The organism is Candidatus Obscuribacterales bacterium (assembly GCA_036703605.1).
Taxonomy (GTDB): Bacteria; Cyanobacteriota; Cyanobacteriia; order RECH01; family RECH01; genus RECH01.
Genome location: DATNRH010001083.1, coordinates 29,442 through 53,123, shown reverse-complemented (window position 1 = coordinate 53,123; position 23,682 = coordinate 29,442). Strand labels below are relative to the sequence as shown.

The following is a 23,682-nucleotide window of genomic DNA, read 5'->3' as shown; positions in this document are numbered from 1 at the left end:
CCTTGCAGATGGGACGATCGTCGGGGACGGCTTAATTTTTGGGGGGCTCCTCATCGGGGTCGGGGGTCTCGATGGGTTCTGTGGAAATGTTATCGACCGCTAGGGATAGCTGATAGTCCAAAGGTTCTCCATGGCGAGATACCACCACCACTTCGTAGTAGCCGGTTTGGGGTAGTTGCCCTGACCAAACCATGTCGGAAGAATCTTCGAGCAGCACCGGTTGTTCGGGAGTGGGGCGCGGTAGGTAGAGCGATAGCCGCGTACTGTCGGACGGGGCTTGCAGGGCGAGGCGCAAAAACTGCTGTTCCCCCAAGTTGGCGATATAGATCTGCCCGCCTCCGGGATCTAGGCGATCGCTGAGGTCAGAGCTGAATTGTCCTGCTTCAAAGACAACTTCCTCTAGCACGGTACCCTGTTCAATGGCGTCTACATAATCGAAGGCGATCGCTTGCCAGACCTGGCCCATGGGTGTTTCCAGAAAGTCTTGCCCCTGCTGCTCGGGCCAGAGGTGGAAAAAGCGAGCGTCGGTGAGGTCATTGAGGGCGCGACCGCTGACAAACTGCTCATTCACCTGTTGCCGCCAGCGATCGCGATCTGCCGCCGTAAATTGGCCAAGCCGTTGCCGTGCTGTAGGACTGAGGTGAGTTTCTAGTTGGTCGAGCCATTCGGAGGCAATCGCTGTCCATTGCGATCGCCCGTCGGCATCCTCAGGACTATCGGAAAGTGTTTGCCCCCGCTGGTCGGGATAGCGATCGAAAAAGGTTTGGTTGGTGAGGTTCACCAGGAAGGCATAGTCTACCCCCAACTGTCGCCGTCGTTCGCCTAAGGCCGCCTGCCGGGCCTGTTCCTCAGGAGGAAGAGTTGAGGACACTTCCGGCTCTGTTTCATCCACAGCTCCCGCATCCGGTGAGAAGGGTTCATCCACCGGCAACAGTAAGCGATTGGCTAGCCACCAGCCGCCCGTCCCTGCGCCGAGGATCACCGGGATCAACAGTAGCCAGACCCAGATGCCAGATCCAGATTTGCGGCCGGTGACCGGTGAAGCAGCGTAGGTTGGGGTGTGGGTCGGGACGTAGGTCGGGGCAGTATGGCTTGGGGGAGCGGTGGGCACCGATGAGGGACTGGGGCCCGTTGGAGTTGGCGGTTGGGTGATGTATCCAGGCGTTCCTCCAGACAAGGTGCTTTGCAGGGCCTGCAGGACGGCTTGGGCAGAGGGGTAGCGATCGCTGGGGTGAGGCGACAGCATGCGCTGAAAAATCTGGGTGAGATGGGGGCTGAGGGCCACCTTGCTCGTCCATGGCACCGATCCTTGAAATAAGTCCTGGGGCTCTTCGCCGGTCATCAACACCAGCATGGTCACCGCTAGGGCATGGAGGTCGCTATCGGGGGAGGCGGTGCCCCGTTCCATTTGCTCGTGGGGTGCATAGCCTACCTTGCCGAGGCGGGTGAGGGCAGGGACGGGATGATTGGGATTGTAATATTGGGAGGCGATCGCTGCCACTTGTTTGACGCCGCCAAAGTCGATCAGCACCGGCAGTTGATCATCAAACCGCAGCATCAGGTTATCCGGAGCAATGTCGCGGTGAATGACACCTAGCTTATGGATATAGTCCAGCACCGGCAAGAGCTGGGTCATCAGTTGCAAAACTTCCAGTTCGCTGAAATAGCGTCCCTCGTCGCGGCGACTGTTCAGCAAGCTGCGGTAGGTGCGCCCATCGACATAGTCTTGAACCAAGAAGAGGCGATCGCTTTCTCCATCCACCGCCCGAAACATTTCCCGAAACTTAGGAATTTGGGGATGCTGGAGTTCATAAAGCACGCCGGCTTCCCGCTCAAAAAGTTCCTGGGCCTTTTTCAAGGCCTGATCGCCCTGCACCAGCGGCGCAAATTCTTTGAGGACGCAGGGTTCATTAAATCGATAGGTATCCAGAGCCAAATAGGCCCGTCCGAAGCCCCCCTGCCCTAGTTCCCGCTCAATGTGGTATCGCTGCCCCAACAGCTTGTCAGCCGAGCGTTTGGGGGCGACTAAGGCCTGACCGCAGATGCAACAAAATCGGCTATCGACTGGGTTGGTATGGCCATTGCTACACAGTAACGTCATGATTGCGTCCTCGGGGGTCTCTAAGGAATTCTACGGACTTTTGCCTCGTCATTCCTGACTGCAGACGTCAACTATCGCCGTACACCGGAATGGCAGCACCCCGCAGATCCCCCGCTGCTTCGGAGGCCAGGAAACAAATCACCTGGGCCAAGGAAGCTGGATCCACCCATTGCTTCACCTGTTCTGTGCCCATGTCGTTGCGGTTGCTGGGGGTGTCGATGATGCTGGGCAGCACCACGTTGGCCGTGATCCGAGTGCCCTTGGTTTCCGCAGCGATCGCTTTCGTCAACGCCACGACTCCCGCCTTGGCTGCACAATAGGCGGCCAACTGAGCTCCCGGTTCCACCGCCCCGCGCGACCCCACGGTCACGATCCGCCCATAGCCCGTTTCCCGCATCCGCCGCAGGCTATGCTTGCAAACCAAAAATGTACTGGAAAGGTTGAGGGCAATGTCCTTTTGCCATTGGTCATAGCCATAGCTGTGGGTGGGGCCCATGGAAAATCCGCCCACCAGATGAATAGCTACATCCACGGCCTCCATACGGTTCACCATCTGTTCCACCGCTGCTTCGTCTAGTAAGTTCACCGGCACAAACTGGATGCGGGCCAGATCGCCGGGAGATAGTCGCCCCTTGAGGCGCTCCACTTCCTGAGGATTGCGATAGGGAATGGTGAGCGAGGCAACACCCTGACGTAAGACGGCTGGCGTCACCCCTAGCCCCAGACCGCCCGTACCGCCGGTGAGCAAAACATGCTTATGGTTCATGGTGAAGATCCCCTACATCGGTCACTCTCATTGTGACCAAGAATGGGGAAAAGCTGCAAAATCTAGCCGGATGTGGAAGGGCGATCGCCCTCTTACCCAACGATCGCCCTCACCCTGAATCTACAGCGCCCTGTTTTACAGCGAACTATTGGAGGGCACATAGTCGGTGCTGGATTGTACCGAGGGATCCGGTTCTGCGGTGGGTGTGGCCGCTTGATCGTTGTCGGTATGCTCCGCCATCTGCTGGGGCGATCGCTGTAGCTCAGTTGATTCGGTGATCGGTCGCCGTTGATCAATGAGCTGAATGGCACGGCTGACGGTTTCCGGTAAGATCACCACTAAACTGCCGCTGGGTGCTGCATCGAGGGCCGTGTTCACCGCCGTCACCTCGTCCAAAATTTCTTCGTAGGGAAACTCGGGGTTGACGTGGCGGATGCCATCGATGATGAAGTTAGCAGCGCTGCCGCGGGGGCGTCCCCGCGTATCGTCGTCTTCTTTGACAATAATCCGATCGAAGATGCTGGCAGAAAGCTGACCTAAGGTGACAAAGTCTTCATCGCGGCGATCGCCGGGCCCACCCACGACACCGATGCGATCGCCGGGCCAATTGCGTACAAAGCTACCTAGGGCTTCGTAGCTAGCTGGGTTGTGGGCATAGTCAATCAAGGCATGGAAGTCGCCAAGGTTGAAGAGGTTCATGCGGCCGGGCGTTTGATCCACCGAGGCTTGGAAGCTATGCAGGGCCGCCCGAATTTGATCAATGCTGACGCCTTGAGAAAAGGCAGCCAGGCTAGCGGCTAGGGCATTAGCAATCATGAACGGAGCGCGGCCGTGCATGGTCAGCGGTACGTTGATCGCCTGCTCGATGCGTAGAGTCCAGTCGCCTTTGAGGATGGAGAGGTAGCCATTTTCGTAGACCGCTGCCAATCCGCCCTGCTGGGTGTGCGATCGCACCAGTTCATTGTCGGGATGCATGGAGAAGTAGGCGACTTGAGCCTTCACCCGCTTAGCCATAGCGGAAACTAAGGGATCATCGGCGTTCAGCACCGCATAGCCATTGGGCCGCGCCGTTTCCACGACAACGCTTTTCAGGTGAGCGAGATCTTCCACAGTGTCGATATCGCCAATGCCTAGGTGATCTGCCGCCACGTTGAGCACCACGCCCACATCACAGTCCTTGAAGCCCATACCCGATCGCAGCAGACCGCCCCGAGCTGTTTCCAGGATCGCCACTTCCACGGTGGGGTCTTGTAAAATTACCTGAGCGCTTTGCGGCCCGGTGGTATCGCCCCGTTCTACCACGTAGTCGTTGATGTAAATGCCGTCGGTGGTGGTGTAGCCCACCACTTTTTGGGTTTGCCGGAAAATGTGGGCAATCAGTCGGGTGGTGGTGGTTTTACCATTGGTGCCGGTAATCGCCACGATGGGGATGCGAGACGAGCTGCCGGGTGGGTAGAGCATGTCTAGCACGGGAGCTGCCACGTTGCGCGGTAGACCTACACTGGGGCAGAAGTGCATCCGGAAGCCGGGCGCAGCATTCACTTCAACGACCACGCCATCTACCTCTCGCAGGGGGCGGGTGATGTCGGTGGTGACGACGTCAATGCCGGCAATGTCGAGGCCAATGATCTTGGCGATCCGCTGGGCTAGCCAGACATTTTCTGGATGAATGTCATCAGTGCGATCGATGGCGATGCCGCCGGTGCTGAGGTTGGCAGTGGCTCGCAGATAGCAAACCTCGTCTGTTTTCAGAATGGTGTCCAAGGTATAGCCTTGGCGATCGAGCAGTTGCCAGGTGGTGCGATCGACTTCAATACGAGTCAAAATATTGGCGTGACCATCACCTCGACGGGGATCGCGATTCACTTCCTCCACCAGCTCGCTAATGGTGGAACGGCCATCCCCAATTACATGGGCAGGCACGCGCTCCGCTACGGCGACGACCTGACCATTGATCACCAAAACGCGGTGGTCTTGACCGAGGTAGTAGCGCTCAATGATGACCGCGTGGGTCTTGGAGGTCTTTTGGGCCGCATCGTAGGCGGCCTCGGCTTCTTCCCAAGAGTTGATGTTAATGGTGATACCGCGGCCGTGATTGCCGTCTAGGGGCTTGATAACGATGGGGTAGCCGCCTACATCGTCGATGGCATCTTTGAGTTCATCGAGGTAATAGATCACAACCCCGCGCGGTACGGGAACCCCGGCATCTTTGAGAATGCTCTTGGTACCTTCCTTATCGCAGGCTAGCTCCACGCCCAAAATGCCGGTGTTGTTGCTGAGAGTGGCTTGAATGCGCCGTTGGTTGACGCCATGACCGAGCTGAATCATCGCCCTTGCACCTAGCTGCACCCAAGGAATGCCGCGTTCATCAGCCTCTTTAACAATATTTTCGGTGCTGGGGCCGAGGGATGCTTGGGCCCAGAGGTCGCGTAGATCGACGAGATCTTGCTCCAGCTCTTCGGCTGGATAAACACCTTCGTTGATGATGCTTTGGCACATGCGCACGGCGGCCCGCCCAGCATAGCGCCCGACCTGCTCGTCGATATATTCAAAGACCACCCGGTAGACTCCGGGGGTGCTGGTTTCGCGGGTGCGCCCAAATCCTACATCCATGCCTGCCAGGCTTTGTAGCTCCAGCGCCACATGCTCCACCACATGCCCCATCATGGTACCTTCTTGAACCCGAGAGAGAAACCCTCCACGGCAGCCAGGGGAACAGAAGTGTTCCATCAGACTTGGCAGTGCCTGGTGCAGTCCCTCGTAGAAGCCTGGTATCTCACTTGTGGGGCGATCGGCAACGTCTTCTAGATCTAGGCGTAAGACGATTAATTTGCCATAGCGAATGCTCCAGTAGTTTGGGCCTCGTAGGGTCTGGGTTTTAAGAATTTTCATAACAGTGGTTGGCGACTCTCTCAGTAGCGGAGGGTGGGAGGTAGGCGGCGGGTGGGCGAAGTGGAACTAGACAGGTTGGATGCTCAGGGAAGGGTCGCAGGTCGGCCGCGGGGGTGTTAGTGCAAGGTAGCCGCGATCGCTTGATAGCTGCTTCTATGTCTAGTCTCAATGACATAAAACCCTGCAAACTGTCCATCATGAACATGTTTGCGGCTAACGAGGAGCGTCATTGAGCCGCATCTTGCCTTGGGGCATAGGGTTGAATGGTATCCAAAACGGCCCTAGATTCAGAGGGCTGCTCGGTGCGGCATCCGTTGAGCAGCCAGCGTGAACACTTCCCCTATTCTTATGCAGATTGGGGGAAAATTTCAATTGAATCTAGCCGTCAAGTCATTAGTAGGTGACATCCGTGGGGGACTCGTTCCAGCCATCTTGGATAGGACGGGTGGCGATCGCACCTAGACTGTAGGCGATGGGAGGAACTAGGGATGGGCGGGCAGAGGGATGCGTTGATGGAGATCAAAGCGATCGCCATGGCTGAGAATATGAACTTTGAGGTGGTGCATACTCAAGGGTTCGGTCATGCCCACATCGGGTTGATTGGTGTAGGACATCTGCCCAGGATCAACAATGGTGACGGTGCCACGACCGATGACTTGAAAGAGGTCATTGCCCTCAAACATGGCGCAGGTGTCTTCATCGATACCAATGCCCAGCTTGTCAGGATAGGTGGCGATCGCACTCATCAGCCGAGCCATGCGGTTGCGGTTGTGGAAATGCTGATCCACCACCAGTTCGGGCAAAATGCTCAGGCCGGTCGTGAGGTCTACCAAGGCCCGGTTGGGCGATTCGCCACTGCCGCCGCCCGCGATCATGTGGTGTCCCATGATGGCGGCTCCGGCGCTGGTGCCTGCTAGGGTAACTTCGCCAAGCTGAGCGCGCATTCTCACCCGATCCATAATCGGAGTATCCGATAACAGACCACAGAGCCGCAATTGATCACCGCCGGTAATAAAAACTCCCGTGGCAGTTTCAATGAAGTCCTGCCATTCAGGCTTATTGCCATCATCCCGCTCGCGAATGTCGAGTACCTCGATGGTTTTGACGCCCATGTCGTTAAAAATGGTGCGGTAGCGATCGCCAATGGCTTCCGGCTCGCGAGATGCGGAGGGAATGATGGCAATCTGGGCATTGGACGCGCCAGCTCGGCTCCAAAATGTTTGGAGAATTTGGCGACCGTGAATTTTATCTTCTGCACCGCCAATGACCATGACGGCTGCTTTGGTAGTCTTGGGCATCCTCTGCGTCAGAGATTCGGTTTCTAATTGCAGCATGATACTGTGCTTAGGCTTGAAGGTGATCAATCGCTCCAGCAACCTGCGGATAGAAGACAAGGGGCTGTCCATGGGGTGGCCTAGGCTTGAACAGAGTTCATTGTGTAGGGAGGGAAACAATGGGTTTCGCCGCCGCCACGGAGATGCTCACTGGTAGAGCCCAGGGGCTTCAGCAGCATACCGTCTGGTATTGGCATCTTACCGCGAACGCTGGAGACTAGGCCCTTGAAGCACAGGGCTGAATCCTCTCCGACCAGAAACTGTGAGGATTGTGTCAGGGTCAGAGGCTTAATGGATGGCGTGAGACTGAACCAGCCTTCGGGAACATCCAGGTTTTAAGACCCACCGTTGACAGAAACCATGCTGGAGCATGTTGCTTCAATAGGCATCATCCCAGATTTTTAACCCTTGTTTAAATATTCTGTAGAATTGACCCGAAGGTTTACGGTTTTGATGTCCAGCGAATATGGGATGATAAGGGGCATTTGGGGTTGAGGAACGTATGGCTGGGCTGTGCGATTGGGGGCACCCAGTTTCGTAGCCCTCACCCTAAATCTCTCTTCCAGGCAGGGAGAGGGACTTTGAATCCGGCTCCCCTTCTCCCGTTTTGGGAGCAAGGACTGGGGGATGGGACAGACTTGCAAACGTGGGATGCTCCCTGTGCGATTTGACATTATTACGCTATTTCCAGACTTCTTTGTATCTCCCCTGCAGTCAGGACTGTTGGGGAAAGCGATCGCCAACCAAATTGCTGCGGTGCATCTCACCAATCCCCGGGATTTCACTACGGACAAGCATCATCGGGTAGATGATGAACCCTACGGCGGCGGTGTCGGCATGTTGATGAAGCCGGAGCCGATTTTTGCTGCGGTAGAGTCCTTGCCCGATCTGCCTCGGCGGGAGGTGCTGTTGATGACACCCCAGGGGCAGCCCATGACCCAGCCGCTGTTCCAAGCCCTGGCGAGTGATTATGACCAGTTGGTCTGCATTTGTGGACATTATGAAGGGGTCGATGAACGGGTGCTGAATTTAGTGACCCGTGAGGTGTCCTTGGGAGATTTTGTGCTCACCTGTGGCGAGATTCCGGCCCTAGCCCTCCTTAACGGCGTGATTCGCCTGATGCCGGGCACGGTGGGTAAAACCGATTCTCTGAAATATGAAAGCTTTGAGGATGGGCTGCTGGACTATCCCCAATACACCCGCCCGGCGGATTTTCGGGGCTGGACGGTGCCGGAGGTGCTGCGATCGGGCAATCACGGGGCGATCGCTCAGTGGCGACGGCAGCAGCAGCTTCAACGAACCCGCGATCGCCGTCCTGACTTGTTCGAAGCATGGCAGCGATCCCAGGAGCGACCCGGGGAAGCGGGCGATCGCGATTAGGTCTGGTGCTAGAAGGCAATTGATAGAAGGCGATCGGTGAAAGACAAGCTGAGGGACGAGGGGAGGAACCTATGGATATTCGCATTGGCAATGGCTACGACATACATCGACTGGTGCCCGATCGCCCCCTGATCTTGGGCGGTGTGACGCTGGAGCATTCCCTAGGGTTGCTGGGGCACAGCGATGCGGATGTGCTCACCCACGCGATTATGGATGCCATGTTGGGAGCGCTGAGCCTAGGTGATATTGGCCATTATTTTCCGCCCACCGATCCCCAATGGGCAGGCGCAGACAGCATTGAACTGTTGAAGCAGGTACACCACCTGATCCAAGCCCAGGGCTGGCAGATTGGTAACCTGGATTCGGTGATTGTAGCGGAGCGGCCCAAACTCAAGCCCCACATTAAGGCCATGCGCGATCGCCTAGCCATGGCCCTCCAGCTCAACCCCGATCAGGTGGGGGTGAAAGCAACCACCAATGAGAAGCTGGGCCCCACAGGCCGGGAAGAGGGCATCGCGGTCTATAGCGTGGCCCTGTTGACCCGTCCCTAGGCGATGGAAAACGGGAGCATCCTACTTTTCGTGCACCCTCACCCTAAATCCCTCTCCCAGGTCGGGCGAGGGACTTTGAATCCGGCTCCCCTTCTACCTTTTTGGGAGAAGGGGTTGGGGGATGAGGGCCAACGTGCGCCGTCCCTAGGCGATCGCCCACCGACCGGTACACCAGCAATCCCGATGGGTAGGAAATGTTAAGACTCTGTGACCCGCTGCAGCGGCGCGATTTTGGGATCGACAATTTTTTGGCCGATGCTAGGAAATTTGATCGCTAGACAGATCTTGTTGCCTGCCCCAAAAATATGGGTCACCTGACCGACCCCAAAGGCTTTGTGAACCACGCGATCGCCTACCGTCCAATCGTCTTCGTGGCTGCCCAGGGGATCGGAGGCCTTACGTTCACGGGTAGTACGTTGGTTGATCGGTTTTGTCCACTTTTCTGGCAGGGCGCGATCGGAGCTGGTCAACAGCAAATCGCGGGGCAGTTCTGCGAGGAATAGAGATGGACTGGCGGATTCACGGCTGCCGTAGAGCCGTCGCTCGGAGGCATGGGAAAGAAATAGGCGTTCCTTGGCGCGGGTGATGCCCACATAGCAAAGGCGGCGCTCTTCTTCCAAGGAGGCTGGATCATCCAGGGAGCGGTAGTTGGGAAACAGTCCCTGTTCTAGGCCAACTAGGAAGACGACAGGAAACTCTAGCCCCTTGGAGGAATGCAGCGTCATCAACGAAACGCGATCGCTGCTTTCGTCGCCATTGTCTAAGTCAGACGCCAGGGAAGCGTTGCCCAAGAACATCATCAGGTTCGACTCTTCGTTGTCGTCCTCAAACTGCAGGACATCGTTGTACAGCTCCTGCACGTTAGCGATGCGCTCTTGGGCTTCATCGGTGCCCTTGTCTTGCCATTCGTCTAGATAGCGCGAATCTTCTAAGACCCCCTGCACAATTTCCGATGCTGAGTGGTCATCAACACGGGACTGCCAGGTTTTGAGCATGGAGGCAAATCCCATCACGGCCTTGGCCGATCGCCCCGCTAAGGGCTTCACCGAGGTTTCGTCCTGCAAAATTTCCCAGAGGGGAACGCCTAGCTGGGTGGCGGCGCTTTCTAGGCGATCGATGGTGGCTTTGCCAATGCCCCGGCGCGGTGTGTTGATGATGCGCTTCAGGCTGACGGTATCGGCTGGGTTGGCGATCGCCCTCAAATAGGCCAACACATCCTTAATTTCGCGGCGATCGTAGAATCGTAGACCGCCGACGATAGTGTAGGGAATTTCTTGGGAGACTAGAGATTCTTCGAAGGCCCGGGATTGGGCATTGGTGCGGTAGAGGATGGCAAAGTCGCCCCAGCTTAGCTCTGGGTGCAGTTCTTCAAGCTGACGAATCTGCCGCGTCACAAACTGAGCTTCTTCGACCTCATCGCCCACCCGGTTGCAAAATACCATTTCTCCCGTGCCTCGGGTGGGGCGCAGGATTTTGTCAATCCGTTCGGTATTGTTCTCAATCAGGTGGTTGGCGATTTGCAGAATATTTTCGGTGGAGCGGTAGTTTTCCTCCAGCTTCACCATGCTGCGGGTGTCGTCATCGGGCAACCCATCGCCAAAGTCGCCTTGGAAGTCCATCAAAATGGTGAAATCAGCAGCCCGGAAGGAGTAGATAGACTGATCCGCATCTCCCACCACGAAGATCGAACGATGGTGCCAGTCGTCGAACTGCTCGGAGCTAGCACCGTTGGTGGTTAGCAGGCTAATCAGGTCATACTGGGTGCGGTTGGTATCTTGGTATTCGTCGACCAAAATATGGCGAAACCGCTGGTGCCAATAGCTGAGTACCTGTTCGTTTTGCCGAAAGAGCTGCACGGGCAGCAGAATCAGGTCGTCAAAATCTAGGGCATTATTGGCGGCCAGGGCCGTTTGGTAATGGGAATAGACGTCGGCAATCACCCGCCCGCGATAGTTGGGCTGCTCGGCTTCGATATCTTGCGGTGACCAGCCTTGGTTTTTGGCATTGCTGATGGCATAGCGCACCGATCGCGGATCAAATTTCTTGTCATCCAGGTTTAACTGCTTGGTGACGATCTCCTTCACCAAACTCTGGGCATCCGATTCATCAAAAATGGAGAAGCTGCGCGTCCAAGTGCGGCCCTGGGGATCTTGGTACTTTTCAATATCAAAGCGTAGAATGCGGGAACAAAGGGCGTGAAAGGTGCCAATCCACAAGTTCTTGGTCACCGTGCGATAGACTTGCGATCGCAGTTGGATTTGCTGGGCAGGCGATAGAGCCTCGAAGGGTTTTTGGTGCCGATGTTGGGCTTCTTGTTCTGCAAAGAGCCGTTCAATGCGCTCCTTCATTTCCCGAGCCGCTTTATTGGTAAAGGTGACGGCCAGAATATTTTCAGGATCGACCCGGTGGGTGAGCACCAAGTTAGCAATCCGATAGGTGAGGGCACGGGTTTTGCCCGACCCTGCCCCCGCCACCACCAACATGGGGCCACAGAAATGCTCTACAGCCCGACGCTGAGAGGGATTAAGATGGCTAAGAAAATCAAGAGATTGCGTCATGAAATGCCCGAACAGTGTAGCCGTTGCGATCAACTGTGTCGTGCCCACTGAACCCGTCAGCAGGACACAGACCCTATAGCTTAGGGTATCGCATCTGTCTCCGTACCGAACGGTTAATCAGGGGCGATCGCTCTGGAATCAGCCCATACAACGATCCCATTGCCCTGATTTATGCCGGTTTTCCGTCTTCCCCGGGGCTAGCGTTGCCCAACCTATCAGCACTCACGTTCTTTGATACCGGTACCTGTCCAGGATGCTTGGGCTGTAGGAGATGCCTGCAGCTACAGTCAGATTTCCTAGCGGAAATGGGTACAATCTGGACGGAACATTTCTAAAATGTCACAGTCTAGACCTTCAACCAAGCTGCCATGTTTTTCTTCCTCTCAAAATTCCTACCCACCTTGGTTTTCCCATTGGGCTTCACCTGCTTAATGATTGTGGTAGCCCTCATCACTCTTTGGCGGCGACCCCGGTGGGCAGCAGGCAGTTTGGCGATCGCTCTGATTGTGCTGTTAGTCAGTAGTAATACTTACACCGCCGAAGCGATGTTGCGATCGCTAGAGTGGCGGCACATTCCCGCTGAGGAATTACCCAATGCGGAAGCGATCGTGGTGCTGGGAGGTGCCGTGCGGGCCCAAGAGTATCCACGCCCTTGGGTGGATGTGTTGGAAGAGGGCGATCGCCCCTTACATGGCGCACAGTTATACCTTCAGGGAAAAGCACCGCTCGTGATTTTGAGCGGTGGACGCATCGATTGGTTTGGGGCTCGGGGTGCAGAAGCCGATGATATGGCCGAAATTTTAGAAGCCATGGGGGTTCCCCCTGAAGCCATGGTGTTAGAACGAACGTCCATTAATACCTATGAAAATGCCGTCAATGTGAAGCAAATTCTCGATCAACGGGGCATCAATCGGGTGCTATTAGTCACCTCTGCTGTTCATATGCCGCGATCGCTCAAAATCTTTGAGAAACAAGGCATTGATGCCATTCCTGCCCCCACGGATTTTATTGCCTCCTCGCCGATGGTCTCCCGCGAACAAACCTACCAGGCCGCCATCCTACGTTCCCTACCCGAAGCTCACAACTTACAGCATGTAACCCGTGTGATTCGGGAATACATCGGTATCGTGGTGTATTGGTTAAAAGGGTGGCTCTAGCCGTGAGACCGACGACGCATACATGGGCAACGATCCAGGATGACATCCTAGGTCTTTCCTAGGATCAACAACCTCATTCTGCAACCTATAGCATCTAGCCATATGCTGGCAAGCGTTCTAGGAGATAGATGCATTTAGATCGAAGGGATCGCCCCGATCTCCCGATCTAGATGAACAGTCACGTATGCCGAGGAGGCCCACATCTACCGACACAACCAAGCTGTTTAGCTATCCAAGCGCTCCCGATGTAGCCCTCCGTAAGACGCACACCATGCCTAGACGACCGGCTTGGTTTGGATAATCTATCTTAGGTAGTCCATCATTGACGACCAACTCCATCATTAGATCCATGACATGTCGACGCCATGGCGAGAGGATTGGTCAGAGGCATCTTTTAAGACAACTCAATATCTTGCTGTAGGCATTCCGGACAACGGCCACATCTGAACACAGCTTCATCCCGTCTAGCCATAACGACATAGATAGGCTTACCACTATGGTAGTCCTACCTTCGCTGGAAGCTGGACATGGAGCCGAGTTCTCAGATCTTCAGATCCAAGGGCGATCGCCCTTGGCATTTCCTAAATCTGATCAGGGTGACCCTTGACCCACTTTGAGTGCATCGTGTTCGCGATCCTTCCCCATCAGGGTTATGGGAGTAGTCCCTAAGGTTCTGAATCAAGGCGCAGAATGGCGGAAAGTTCAGTAAACCGGCTTAATTAAGTTGACTGAAAGGGGTGCTGACGGTTCGACCTATGACTCAGACCCGCGAGACGAACTCACCCCATCAGGAGACGGATGATCCCATCAGGGTTGCGCAATTCGTTCTGGATGAGATTGTTGCGTCATAGTTGCAGAGTAAATATGAGTGAATGGATGAATCTACCTAACGTGCGAGTATTTCAGCCAGATCGCATCCTGAGTACCCTCACAGGACGAGACTTGCTGAACTGGGTCAACGATACCCTAGCGGACGGAACGACCCACTTAGTGATTGACTGTCGCGACCTAGGCTTTATGGATGTGGGTGGGCTGGGGGCCCTAGCTGGAGCCTTGGGACGCGTACGGCGTGCCTCCGGCACCCTGACGCTCCATGGCATCCCCGATCAGCCCCAGATGGTGCTGAAGATGGCGGATATGCTCAATGCGTTTGATCCACTACCCACCTAGGCTGAAGACGACGATGGATGAAGTGTAGATACCGCATCTCATAGAACTGGATCGGGTTGCGGATGCTCCGACGCTGCTCCGTCTAATCCATGGGACATCTGATCGGGCACCTGATGGAGCTTCTGGTCAGACACCTGATCAGATATCCCATCCGATACCGTAGATAGCTGACCCGATCGCTCCTTAGACACCTGCCGTAGGGATTGGCGCACCTGCCAATCTAGATAGTGGGGCTGAAGCGATCGCCATTCTTGGCGGGCAGTCTGTTCATCGACTGCCAGTCGCTGCACGAGATTGGGCACGAGCTTGTCCCAATGCCGTCCCAGGGTGTCTCGGAGAAAGTCTCGCATCACGGCACCGTCTTGCAGTTGCCCTAAACAGTCTTGCAGGGTTTTCCAACCCTCAAGCTGGTCGGGATGGGCGTAAAGGTCAATAAAAAATTCCATCTGATAGCGCTGCTGTTTAATGCATTTGCGCAGGTCGTGCAGCAGTAGCGCTGAGGCATGGGAAAACTGTCCAGCTTTGTCGGGCTTAGCGATCCGATCGCCCTCTGGAGACGTTTCGGTGTCAATCATCCAGGCGGGATGTAGCAACACCTGCTGCGTGATGGGCTGCACCACATCTGGCCAGGCCTGCCGCAGAGATAATCCCGCCACGGTGCCATAGATGGGGGCATCGAGCCAAGCTTGAAACGATCGCTTGAAGCTCTTGTAGTGCTTGCCGCGTAGGGTTTTCCTCACCCGCTTTAGGGCTGTCTTCCGCTGTTTTGCCAGCTTTTTCAACGACTTATCCAGTTCGCGCTGCTCCACCGGAAACAGAGCTGGGCGATAGTCATTGCGCAGGCGATCGCTCAAGACATCTAGATCTCGCAACGTTCCTAGAATCCTGCCTAATTTGCGAATAGCCTTATCATCTGCCCCGGTTGGCAGATGTACCACACCTTCAAATAGGTGTAGTGCCGTTCGCATCCGCCGCATCCCCACCCGCATTTGGTGCAGTGGTTCTGGATCGGTATCACGATAAACCTCTACCTCAAACTTCACAATGCGTCGGTAGAGCTTGTGTAAAATCCGATGGGCGTAGTGTCCCAACGTCAGGGTTAGGCGATCGCCCTTGGCCGAGATTGCATCCATCCCAGGCTCCTCCATCACTATCAGCAAACCGTTACTATCAACAAACCGTGACATCATCGGTCTATCTTGATGGTATCGCGAAGCCTAGGCTGAATACATCGTCATCTAGGGGGAGCGATCGCCCTCGGCTATGAATCCAACAGCACCTTAGCCCGCTGCACAAACTGCTCCGCTGTCAAGCCATTGATCTTCATCACATCTCCAGCGCTGGCCGCCGTTTCGCCCCGCTTCCAGGCAAAAACATCGCGCGGACTGGTGCTGCGCAACATAATGGGCTCCAGCATGGCACTACTGCCGCCGGTGATCCCCAAGAGCACATCACCCCCAAAGAGGCGATCGAACCCCGCATCCTTTAGGAAGGTGCCATCTGCTTGGGAACAGGTATCCCAGGCGGTATCGCTGGGACGGTAGAGCCGACGGGGATTGATGATCGACACAATTCGACTGCCAATCCCAGCGGCCTCGAGTTGGGCTGCCGCTGCATAGGCCGGCAGCAGGGTCATGTCGCCGAGCACTGCCAAAACTACAGTGCGATCGCCCGGCGTTTCCTTCAGCACAATGGCTCCATCCTTGAGAGCCTGACGGGTTTGATCGAAGGTGGTGTAGACCGGCAAGGCTGACTTACTTGCGGTAATCGTCACCCCTTTATTGCGGGTGGCCAAGGCCCACTCATAGCAAACCTGAATGCTGTTGGCATCGCAGGGGAAGAGGGGAAACACATTCCCGTTGCGCATCATGGCAGCGAAGTAGTTTTCCACTTCAGGGCGTTGGTGCGTCCAGCCGTTGCGTCCCTGTTCCAGCGCCCCGGCGGTAAACAGGGTAATGGTTGAAGGCGTGGGGCGGCGCAGCTCAGCCATGGCCTGGGTTACCGTTTGCCAAATGGGCAGACCGTTGATGGCAAAGGACTCATAGGAACACCACAGAGTACGTGCCCCAAACAGCGCTTGCGCTACGGCTAATCCAGCGCAGGCATCTTCGCTTAGGGGTTCATAGACCTGTCCCTGGGGCTGCTGGTAATAGGTTTCATCCGTGGTGGGGTGGATGATTTTCAAGGCCACATTGATATTGTTGATCCCCGAAGCAGCATTGCCGTCCGCATTGGTGACTACAAAGGCAGGGTCTTTCTGTCCCACATGGCCAACGATCGCCCCCATGGCCGTCGTTGCCACCTGCTTATCACCCCCCACGGGAAATTCGTTCAGCGGCAGGGTACCCAAATCTGGCAAAGGCAGTTCCGTTTCCGTCACCACCGTCTTCGATGCCGGGCCACCGCCGGCCCGCTCAAAGTTGGTGCGCACCAAATCCCAGGCAGAGACCGATAGGGCCCGCTCCTGCAAAGCACTGACAATATAGTCGCGCTCTAGCGTATCACCCGGATAGAGATTGTGGGACTGGGCACCCCGTTTGTGCACCCCAGCTCCCTTAAGTTGCTTCACGATCAGCACCGTTAGGGTACCGCCCAGTGCTGATGTTGCAGCTCGGTCGGTGGCTTCGAGCACCGCCTGGGTGAAGGCTAGGCGCTGGCTTAAGGAGAAGCGGGTGCTATCGACGTAAGCCTCCGGTTGATTGGCATCATCAAACTCCTTAGCATCCACCAAGATCACATTGGCAAAGCCGTTGCCCCGCCAGTAGGACACCATTTCCTCATTGGTTTTAGTGGACACCATGCTGTGGTGCTCTTGGCTGTAGCCATTCCAGACCAAAATCGGTAGAAAATTGGTCGCCGTAGGATAGGCGGTGTTGAAATGCCCAAAGCTGCTCATGATGTAGGGTTCACCCAAACCACCGTCCCCAATGGTCACCGGAAACAGGGTACCTGGATGCAGCTTAGCGCCAGCCATAGCGAAATGTTGCCCTTGACCCAAGGGCCCTGCCGGGTTGAGCAATCCAGGAATTTGGCCCGATAGGTGCCCCAAGAGCCCATGGGTTTCTCGGAAGCGATCGCCCATATGCTGCACCGTGGTGATGCCCATGTCTTCCAGGGAGCGATCGAGGAACATATTGCTGTAGAAACCAGGGGCGTGGTGTCCCACTTCCGTGATGATATTTTTGTGCCCCAGCATCATCAAGGAGGCGATCGCATCGGCAATACTGGCAAACCCACCGGGATGTCCAGATTCTTTGCTAGCCGTAACTTGCAGCGTGAGGTAGCGCAGGGCATCGGCAGCCAAGAGGGTTTGAAAAACAGCAGCAGGATCGCTGGGGGACGCGATCGCCTTTTGTCCCTCGGCAATGGCAGGAGTTTGGCCATAGGTTTCAAACGGGGCTAGGTCTTCGCCGAAGAAGCGAATTCCCTCACAAAAAGCGGGGCGGGGTGTTACTGCCGTCATGAAAAAACTACCTCGTAGAAAACTAACTGCCTGAATTCACAGGGGATTAAAGCGACCGAATCTAGGGTCTATGAAGCGGCGATCGCCTGTAGCAATCCTTAATAATTCATCCTAATACCTGACGGAGCCAGTTTGAAGCTGCTGGTCATGGCTTCCATCAATGGGTGAGATAGACATCGCCCTGGATAATTGTGGTCTGAGATCATCAACGAACATTGCTCCATATGAACAATTGGTGCGATCTTGCTCTACTTTACGTCCTATGATTCGCACTAGGACGTAGTGCTAGATGGAATGTCGCACACCTTGATAAGCAATCGAGCATCGACGATGATTCTCGACCCAATTCAGCCCTGGGGCCAGCACCTAGGAGGAAGATGAGCCAACCCCTAAGCTTCCTTACGGCCTACTAGAAAATAGGTGGTTACCTCTCCCCACCCTTTCACCTTGAGCGGGCCTCGTTTTTCTAACTCAAACTGCTCCTTGAGGCAGTGGTAGGTGGCATCGGTCACCTGAATTTTACCTGGGATTCCCTGGGATTCCATGCGGCTGGCTAGATTCACCACATTGCCCCAGAGGTCATAGCTAAATTTGGTGAGACCGATGACGCCAGACACTACCACGCCGGTGCCAATGCCAATGCGCAGTTGAAACGAGTGCTCTTGGCTGCTTGAGAAGTGCTGGATGAACTGCTGCATATCCAGCGCCATCTGAGCGATCGCTGTGGCATGGTCGGCTTGGGGTTCTGGAATACCGCCCACCACCATATAGGCATCGCCAATGGTTTTAATCTTCTCCAACCGATGCTGTTCTGCCAGGCGATCGAAGGCAGAGAAAATGGTGTTGAGCGTATCGACCAATTCCGTGGGCGTCATCTGGGCGGAGAGCGCCGTGAAGCCCACAAGGTCAGCAAACAAGATGGTCACCTGTTCCGATCGCTGAGCGATCGCCCGTTGATCGTGCTTCAACTGGGTGGCAATCGTAGCCGGCAGGATATTCAACAGCAGCTTTTCCGAGCGCGTTTGTTCGTCTCGAAGCGCCGCCTCAGCCTGGACGCGATCGCTAATTTCCTGCTGGACGCGATCGTAAAGATGGACAAACGCCTGAATCACCTCCCCTAGTTCATCTTGCCGTGAGCGCGATAGGCTACGAAACTCAGGATCAGGGCAATCCGTCCCCACAATATCCGTAGCCGTGAGCAAATCATCTCGCAGGCGCAGAATCGGGACAATCACAATCTTGCCCAGGGTGACCATGGTGGCCGCCGTTACCACCAAAGCAATGATCGCCACCAGTCCAGCAATCCGCCAGAGAAACGCATTTAGCTCCGGCTGCACCGCCGAGGCATCGTGGCGTACCACCAGCAAAAAGTCTCCGGCGGCGGTGGAAAAAAACCAGCCAACATCGTAGCGATCGCCCTTATAGTTCATCACCATGGTGGAGATATCTGCCGCCGCCACAATATCCTCGGGCTCCAGCGTCGGCGCATCACCAAACGCATCGATCCAAACGCCATCGGTGTAGTACAAAGCTGCTCCCAAGATCACCGAATCGTCTCGCAGCTTCTCACTGACAGCAGGCAGCATATCCTCCGGATTCTGCATTAACACCGAGTCGGTTAGCGCTGCAGACAGCACTTCCTGAGAAACTTGCTGCAACTGGTTCAACAGTTCTTGTTGGCGACGATAATAAGAGGGAACCAGAATCACGGCTTCGACGAGAACGATGCTCAGAAAAACCCAAAAAACGATGGCGCGCGACAGTCGCGATCGGGTGAGACGCAGGATGGTAGACAGTCGGGGCATCATGGGAAGAGTGGCAATACGGGTAGAAACCTAGATCGATCGATCAGCGATGCATGACCGATGCAATCACCCATTAGTCAACAGCTATCCGGCAACAGGAGATAGAGCTTGGGCGATCGCACAGCAGGGCATATCCACTCCTTACTCCTAGAGAATTGCACCATCCGGGTTAGGCTAGAAACCGCGTCTGGGATCGTCCATCATCTTAGCCTGTGCAGAGCTGGTCCCTAGATCGCTTGTCTAAATAGCTTGTTCCTAGAATAGATAGCGACCAACCCACCCTCAGCCTCCGGCATCCCGACCTTCGCCTATCGGTTCCTCACCGTCCATGCCCTACGAACCCCTACACCACAAGTATCGCCCCCAAACCTTTGCCCAGTTGGTGGGTCAGGAAGCGATCGCCAAAACTCTTTCCAGTGCGCTAGAGCAACAGCGCATTGCGCCAGCCTACCTATTTTCTGGGCCGCGGGGTACGGGCAAAACCTCCAGCGCCCGCATTTTGGCCAAGTCGCTGAACTGCATGACCACATCCCGCCCCACGGCCCAGCCCTGCGGCACCTGTGAGACCTGCCGCACCATCACCCGGGGCTCGGCCCTAGACGTGATTGAAATTGACGCCGCTAGCAATACCGGGGTAGACAATATTCGCGAACTGATTGAGCGGGCCCAGTTTGCTCCGGTGCAGTGTCGCTACAAAGTCTACGTGATTGACGAGTGTCACATGTTGAGCACGGCGGCCTTCAATGCGCTCCTGAAAACCTTGGAGGAACCGCCGGAGCAGGTGGTGTTTGTGTTAGCCACCACTGATCCCCAGCGGGTGCTGCCGACGATCATTTCGCGCTGCCAGCGGTTTGACTTCCGCCGCATTCCCCTCGACGCCATGACCCAGCACCTGATGGCGATCGCCCGTCAGGAGAAGATTTCCATTGCGGACGATGCCATTCAGCTTGTATCCCAGCTCGCCCAAGGAGGATTACGGGACGCAGAGAGCTTGCTGGATCAACTGAGTTTGATTGACGAATCGATCAGCATCAGCCATGTGTGGGATTTAGTTGGCGCGGTGCCCGAACAGGATTTGCTGAATTTGCTAAGGGCGATCGCTCACGATGACGGCGTTGCGGTGTTGGAACAGGCGCGGCAGTTGATGAACCGGGGACGGGAACCGCTGATTGTGCTGCAAAACCTGGCGAGCTTCTACCGGGATGTCTTGATTGCCAAAACGGCTCGCGATCGCCAAGATCTAGTCGCGATCACCGCTTCCACCTGGGGCGAACTGTGCGACTTTGCCCAGGATCTAGATCTCTCGACCATTCTGGCTGGACAACAGCATCTGCGCAGCACCGAAGTGCAGGTGAAGAACACCACCCAACCCCGCCTCTGGCTAGAAGTCACGCTCTTGGGGCTACTGCCATCAGCGATCGCCCCCACAGCCCCAGTCAGCCCATCGTTGAGATCCAGACCACCCGCCTTTACCCCCGCGCCTATTCCCGCACCGGCACCGACACCCGCCGCACCCGTTGCCACACCGGCACCCATGTTCCCACCAGCCTTCACACCGGCTCCTGCACCTATCCCAGCCGCACCCGCACCCGCACCCACACCCGCAGCAGTCACGCCCACACCGGCACCAGCGCCACCGCCGGCTCCTGAACCTGATGTGCGGCAGACCCTAGCCGACATGTGGCTGGCTATTTTGGAGCTGGTTGAACCCATTTCCACCCGCATGTTGCTGCGGCAGCAGTGTACCCTAGCCGCCTTCAACGGCACTGAAGCTCGCATCACAACCCGCTCCCAGCCGCTCTTCCGTATGGTCAAGGAGCGCCTGCCAAACCTAGAAGCTGCCCTAGAAAACTATTTCCAACGTCCTATTCAGATCAAGCTAGACGTGGCTGCCGAAGGCTCCATGGCCCCAGCGCCACCACCGCCAGCGCCACCCGCCGCACCCAGACCTGCGTCATCTCCGCCAGCTTCTCCAGCCGCAACATCAGCACCGCCAGCTATACCTCAACCGGCAACACCCACGCCAGCCCTAGTCCAGCATATGTCCCTAGAGCCATCCCCTTGGCAGCCTGAAGATGAGGTGACGCGGGCCGCCAGGTTTCTTGCGGAAACATTCAATGGACAATTGGTGGAGCTAGACAGCGACTTGCCCGGTGATGACCTACCTAGCCATGAGCTGTCCAGCCGTGACCATCATCAACCTGAGCAAACCACTGTCCCCAAGGTCAGCACTCCGACGCCAGAGCCAGCCCATCCTTCACAATCGCCTATTGATTTTGATGACGATGACGTTCCCTTTTAAGAGACGGTGCGTTACGGCTTCGCCTAACAACACCCTACAAAGTGGTTTATGGACACCCCCTTGATCGCGCCACATCGCCAACCTGAAAGGTTAAGCGTAGAAGCTCAAAACGGAGTCAAAAAAGGGCGTACTAAGCAGCGATTGGAGCATCAACGGATCGAACGACGTAGGCCATATGCATCGGGTAACCCTGGGAGTAAAGAGCATCAATGCCCTTTAGGGCAGATTCACGGTTGCGAAATGACCATATCACTCGCTCGTTACCATTGGCGTACTGAACACGTATTTGCCAAACCATGGGGTATTCCATCCTTATATAACTAGACGGTCTCCGGGGTTCAAATTTGTTATAAGACTAAGTCTAGGGGAGCTTTACTAAACCTTCATAAACCTATCCTATGAGGTCGAAGAACGCTTTCACTCCGTGTAAGTATTGAAATAACTAGCACGTTGCACCACCAAGTCTCAGCAACACAAGCGACAAAATGAGGATTTAAATTGCGGTTTTTAGGAACCTTTAAGAAATGACCGGGGGCAGTCTCCTGAAATTTGCGGAGACGAGCAGAGGCGAGCATCTAGATCTCTCGCAGAATTACGGATGGTCTCCCAGATCACAAAAATCGCCCAGAGCTTTTCTGAGCGATTTTGATGCTGTTCCAGGCTAAGTTAAAGTAAGCTAAGTAAAATTACGGTCTAGGTATACAATCGTGCCCCTTGGTAGTAGTTCATCGTGTATTCAAACTGCAGCAGCAGGCGAGTCTTACTGCGGGGCGGCACACCTTTATGGAAACAAAAGATATCTTCCACAAATCCTGACCCGGCTGGCCCGCAGATAGACTCTACGTTGTCTTGTCCATAGAGCTCCATGAGCCGCTCATCGCTAATGGATGCACAGCGTTGTCCTATCACTTGGTGCAACAGCTTTTTCCTGCGATGGGTTTTGCGAATACAGGCATGGGGCCCGCTCTCTTCATCCACATCGGTGAGATAAAAGAAGAATTTGATGCACTTATAGTCATCAATGTCATAGTGGAAAACTTGAGCTGCCTTCAGTTGCTGATATAAGTCGCTAGGAGCCGGAAAACTCCATGAGATTTCGCTTGTGAGGTATTGAGGTTTTTCGGTGCGCAGATAGCGAGCAGCGATCGCCAAGATTTTGGGATCATTTTTCAACCGCTGGAAGGCAGGGCAGTCTGCATGGCTGTCCAGATAACTTCCCACCAGCAGCGATCGCCCTAGCTGTTGCTCAAACTCATCCTGTTGATTGATGTAGAACTTCAACGATGGATCGCGATCGCCATAGCAGGGTGCCGCATAGGCAAAGTCTAAAAGTTCCTGCAGAATGTCGGCTGGCAAGGTGATGTTAAGACCTAAGCCATCGCTTTCGAGATCCCGTACGGTCTGCTCCACATCTAGGTCAGGGAAGAGAGAGCCGGCAAAAGCATCTCCTGGCAGCCCTTTACGACTAGATCGGTGCGTAAAATCAACCCAATCCCGCACCAGCTCAAACCGAGCAGACTTCCGCATTAAAAAGAGATTAGGCTCTTTGGTGAGACATTCATAGTTCCGCTGGGCATAGTCTTGGGCTTTCGTCCACACGTGTTGATAACGACTAGTTAACATAATCAGTACGGTTCAGTGTTGAGTTGAATGTGGTGTGAATATCTGTATTCTGTATCGATGTAGATACAGATCACCCTGAAAAGCCTCTAGAACATACCTCTAGACAGGCAGGATGAACTCTTGATTGGGCGTTTGAAAACAAGATGACTGGAAAAAGAGAGCCGCTGTAGAACCTAGGATTGACGAAGGATGTCTCTTGTTTCATGAGCTTGACATCCATGCCAAAGCTTGGCTTTGCATGGATATCATCACAACCTAGTCTCTTATCAGTACAATATCCAAGCTGAACAGGTTAAGGATTGCCCATGAGCTTTCCACCGGGTCAACGCGATTCCATGGTGTCGCAGACTAGTTCAACGAGACTCATCCTTGAGGTCTATCCTCATCTTAAGTGAGCTAGTTCAACGCTGTGCTATGCATGATGATCACCTCAAATGCTCTAGATTTCTGACGTAAGCTGCTTATCTTGCTTCATTTTTAGGTGGGTTAACTGCAACCTCAGAGCCAGAGTTAACCTAGCTGAATCTTGACCTTGTCACCCTTTTGAAGAGATGCCCCTTACAACCATTGCACCCTCAAG

Annotated in this window: 15 protein-coding genes; 6 read left to right on the top strand and 9 right to left on the bottom strand. The window is 55.2% G+C overall.

Annotated features, from left to right (window positions below):
• Positions 1-31 precede the first annotated feature (31 nt).
• From V6D20_22380 to cphA, 3 genes are all read right to left on the bottom strand, one after another.
• Complete coding sequence (locus V6D20_22380) at positions 32-2,101, bottom strand: protein kinase (protein ID HEY9818528.1); 2,070 nt, start codon at positions 2,099-2,101, stop codon at positions 32-34.
• Positions 2,102-2,168: 67 nt separating this feature from the next.
• On the bottom strand, positions 2,169-2,867 hold the full coding sequence (gene fabG, locus V6D20_22375; protein HEY9818527.1) for a 3-oxoacyl-ACP reductase FabG: 699 nt from the start codon (positions 2,865-2,867) through the stop codon (positions 2,169-2,171).
• Between the two features lie 135 nt (positions 2,868-3,002).
• Positions 3,003-5,759, bottom strand: coding sequence for a cyanophycin synthetase (cphA, locus tag V6D20_22370; protein ID HEY9818526.1), 2,757 nt, complete (start codon positions 5,757-5,759; stop codon positions 3,003-3,005).
• Positions 5,760-6,086: 327 nt separating this feature from the next.
• Between cphA and V6D20_22365 the strand changes: the two genes are divergently transcribed.
• Positions 6,087-6,221, top strand: coding sequence for a hypothetical protein (locus V6D20_22365; protein HEY9818525.1), 135 nt, complete (start codon positions 6,087-6,089; stop codon positions 6,219-6,221).
• Positions 6,222-6,241: 20 nt separating this feature from the next.
• Here the strand turns inward: V6D20_22365 and V6D20_22360 are convergent, their stop codons facing one another.
• Positions 6,242-7,093, bottom strand: a complete 852-nt coding sequence (locus V6D20_22360) for a cyanophycinase (protein HEY9818524.1) — start codon at positions 7,091-7,093, stop codon at positions 6,242-6,244.
• 651 nt (positions 7,094-7,744) lie between these two features.
• Here V6D20_22360 and trmD point away from each other — a divergent pair.
• Together trmD and ispF are read left to right on the top strand one after the other, a co-directional pair.
• On the top strand, positions 7,745-8,473 hold the full coding sequence (trmD, locus tag V6D20_22355) for a tRNA (guanosine(37)-N1)-methyltransferase TrmD (protein HEY9818523.1): 729 nt from the start codon (positions 7,745-7,747) through the stop codon (positions 8,471-8,473).
• Positions 8,474-8,544: 71 nt separating this feature from the next.
• Positions 8,545-9,024 (top strand): 2-C-methyl-D-erythritol 2,4-cyclodiphosphate synthase, encoded by a 480-nt coding sequence (gene ispF / locus V6D20_22350; GenBank protein ID HEY9818522.1) that lies wholly within the window; start codon positions 8,545-8,547, stop codon positions 9,022-9,024.
• A 197-nt stretch (positions 9,025-9,221) separates the two neighbouring features.
• Here the strand turns inward: ispF and pcrA are convergent, their stop codons facing one another.
• Complete coding sequence (gene pcrA / locus V6D20_22345; protein ID HEY9818521.1) at positions 9,222-11,582, bottom strand: DNA helicase PcrA; 2,361 nt, start codon at positions 11,580-11,582, stop codon at positions 9,222-9,224.
• A 401-nt stretch (positions 11,583-11,983) separates the two neighbouring features.
• Between pcrA and V6D20_22340 the strand changes: the two genes are divergently transcribed.
• Together V6D20_22340 and V6D20_22335 are read left to right on the top strand one after the other, a co-directional pair.
• Positions 11,984-12,739 carry a YdcF family protein gene (locus V6D20_22340; protein HEY9818520.1) on the top strand — a complete coding sequence of 252 codons (756 nt, stop codon included), beginning with the start codon at positions 11,984-11,986 and terminating at the stop codon, positions 12,737-12,739.
• Positions 12,740-13,603: 864 nt separating this feature from the next.
• Positions 13,604-13,909: an STAS domain-containing protein gene (locus V6D20_22335; GenBank protein HEY9818519.1), complete on the top strand. Its 306-nt coding sequence runs from the start codon at positions 13,604-13,606 to the stop codon at positions 13,907-13,909.
• A 38-nt stretch (positions 13,910-13,947) separates the two neighbouring features.
• On the opposite strand, the gene V6D20_22330 is transcribed toward V6D20_22335, so the two are convergent.
• The 3 genes from V6D20_22330 to V6D20_22320 all read right to left on the bottom strand — a co-directional run bounded on the left by V6D20_22330 (position 13,948) and on the right by V6D20_22320 (position 19,180).
• Positions 13,948-15,042 (bottom strand): CHAD domain-containing protein, encoded by a 1,095-nt coding sequence (locus tag V6D20_22330; GenBank protein HEY9818518.1) that lies wholly within the window; start codon positions 15,040-15,042, stop codon positions 13,948-13,950.
• 128 nt (positions 15,043-15,170) lie between these two features.
• Positions 15,171-17,372 carry a hypothetical protein gene (locus tag V6D20_22325; GenBank protein ID HEY9818517.1) on the bottom strand — a complete coding sequence of 734 codons (2,202 nt, stop codon included), beginning with the start codon at positions 17,370-17,372 and terminating at the stop codon, positions 15,171-15,173.
• Positions 17,373-17,761: 389 nt separating this feature from the next.
• Positions 17,762-19,180 (bottom strand): adenylate/guanylate cyclase domain-containing protein, encoded by a 1,419-nt coding sequence (locus tag V6D20_22320; GenBank protein ID HEY9818516.1) that lies wholly within the window; start codon positions 19,178-19,180, stop codon positions 17,762-17,764.
• Between the two features lie 325 nt (positions 19,181-19,505).
• On the opposite strand from V6D20_22320, the gene V6D20_22315 reads away from it, so the two are divergent.
• A complete protein-coding gene (locus tag V6D20_22315; GenBank protein HEY9818515.1) occupies positions 19,506-21,479 on the top strand; it encodes a DNA polymerase III subunit gamma/tau in 1,974 nt (657 codons plus the stop codon).
• 693 nt (positions 21,480-22,172) lie between these two features.
• On the opposite strand, the gene V6D20_22310 is transcribed toward V6D20_22315, so the two are convergent.
• On the bottom strand, positions 22,173-23,102 hold the full coding sequence (locus V6D20_22310; protein HEY9818514.1) for a hypothetical protein: 930 nt from the start codon (positions 23,100-23,102) through the stop codon (positions 22,173-22,175).
• Positions 23,103-23,682: the final 580 nt, after the last annotated feature.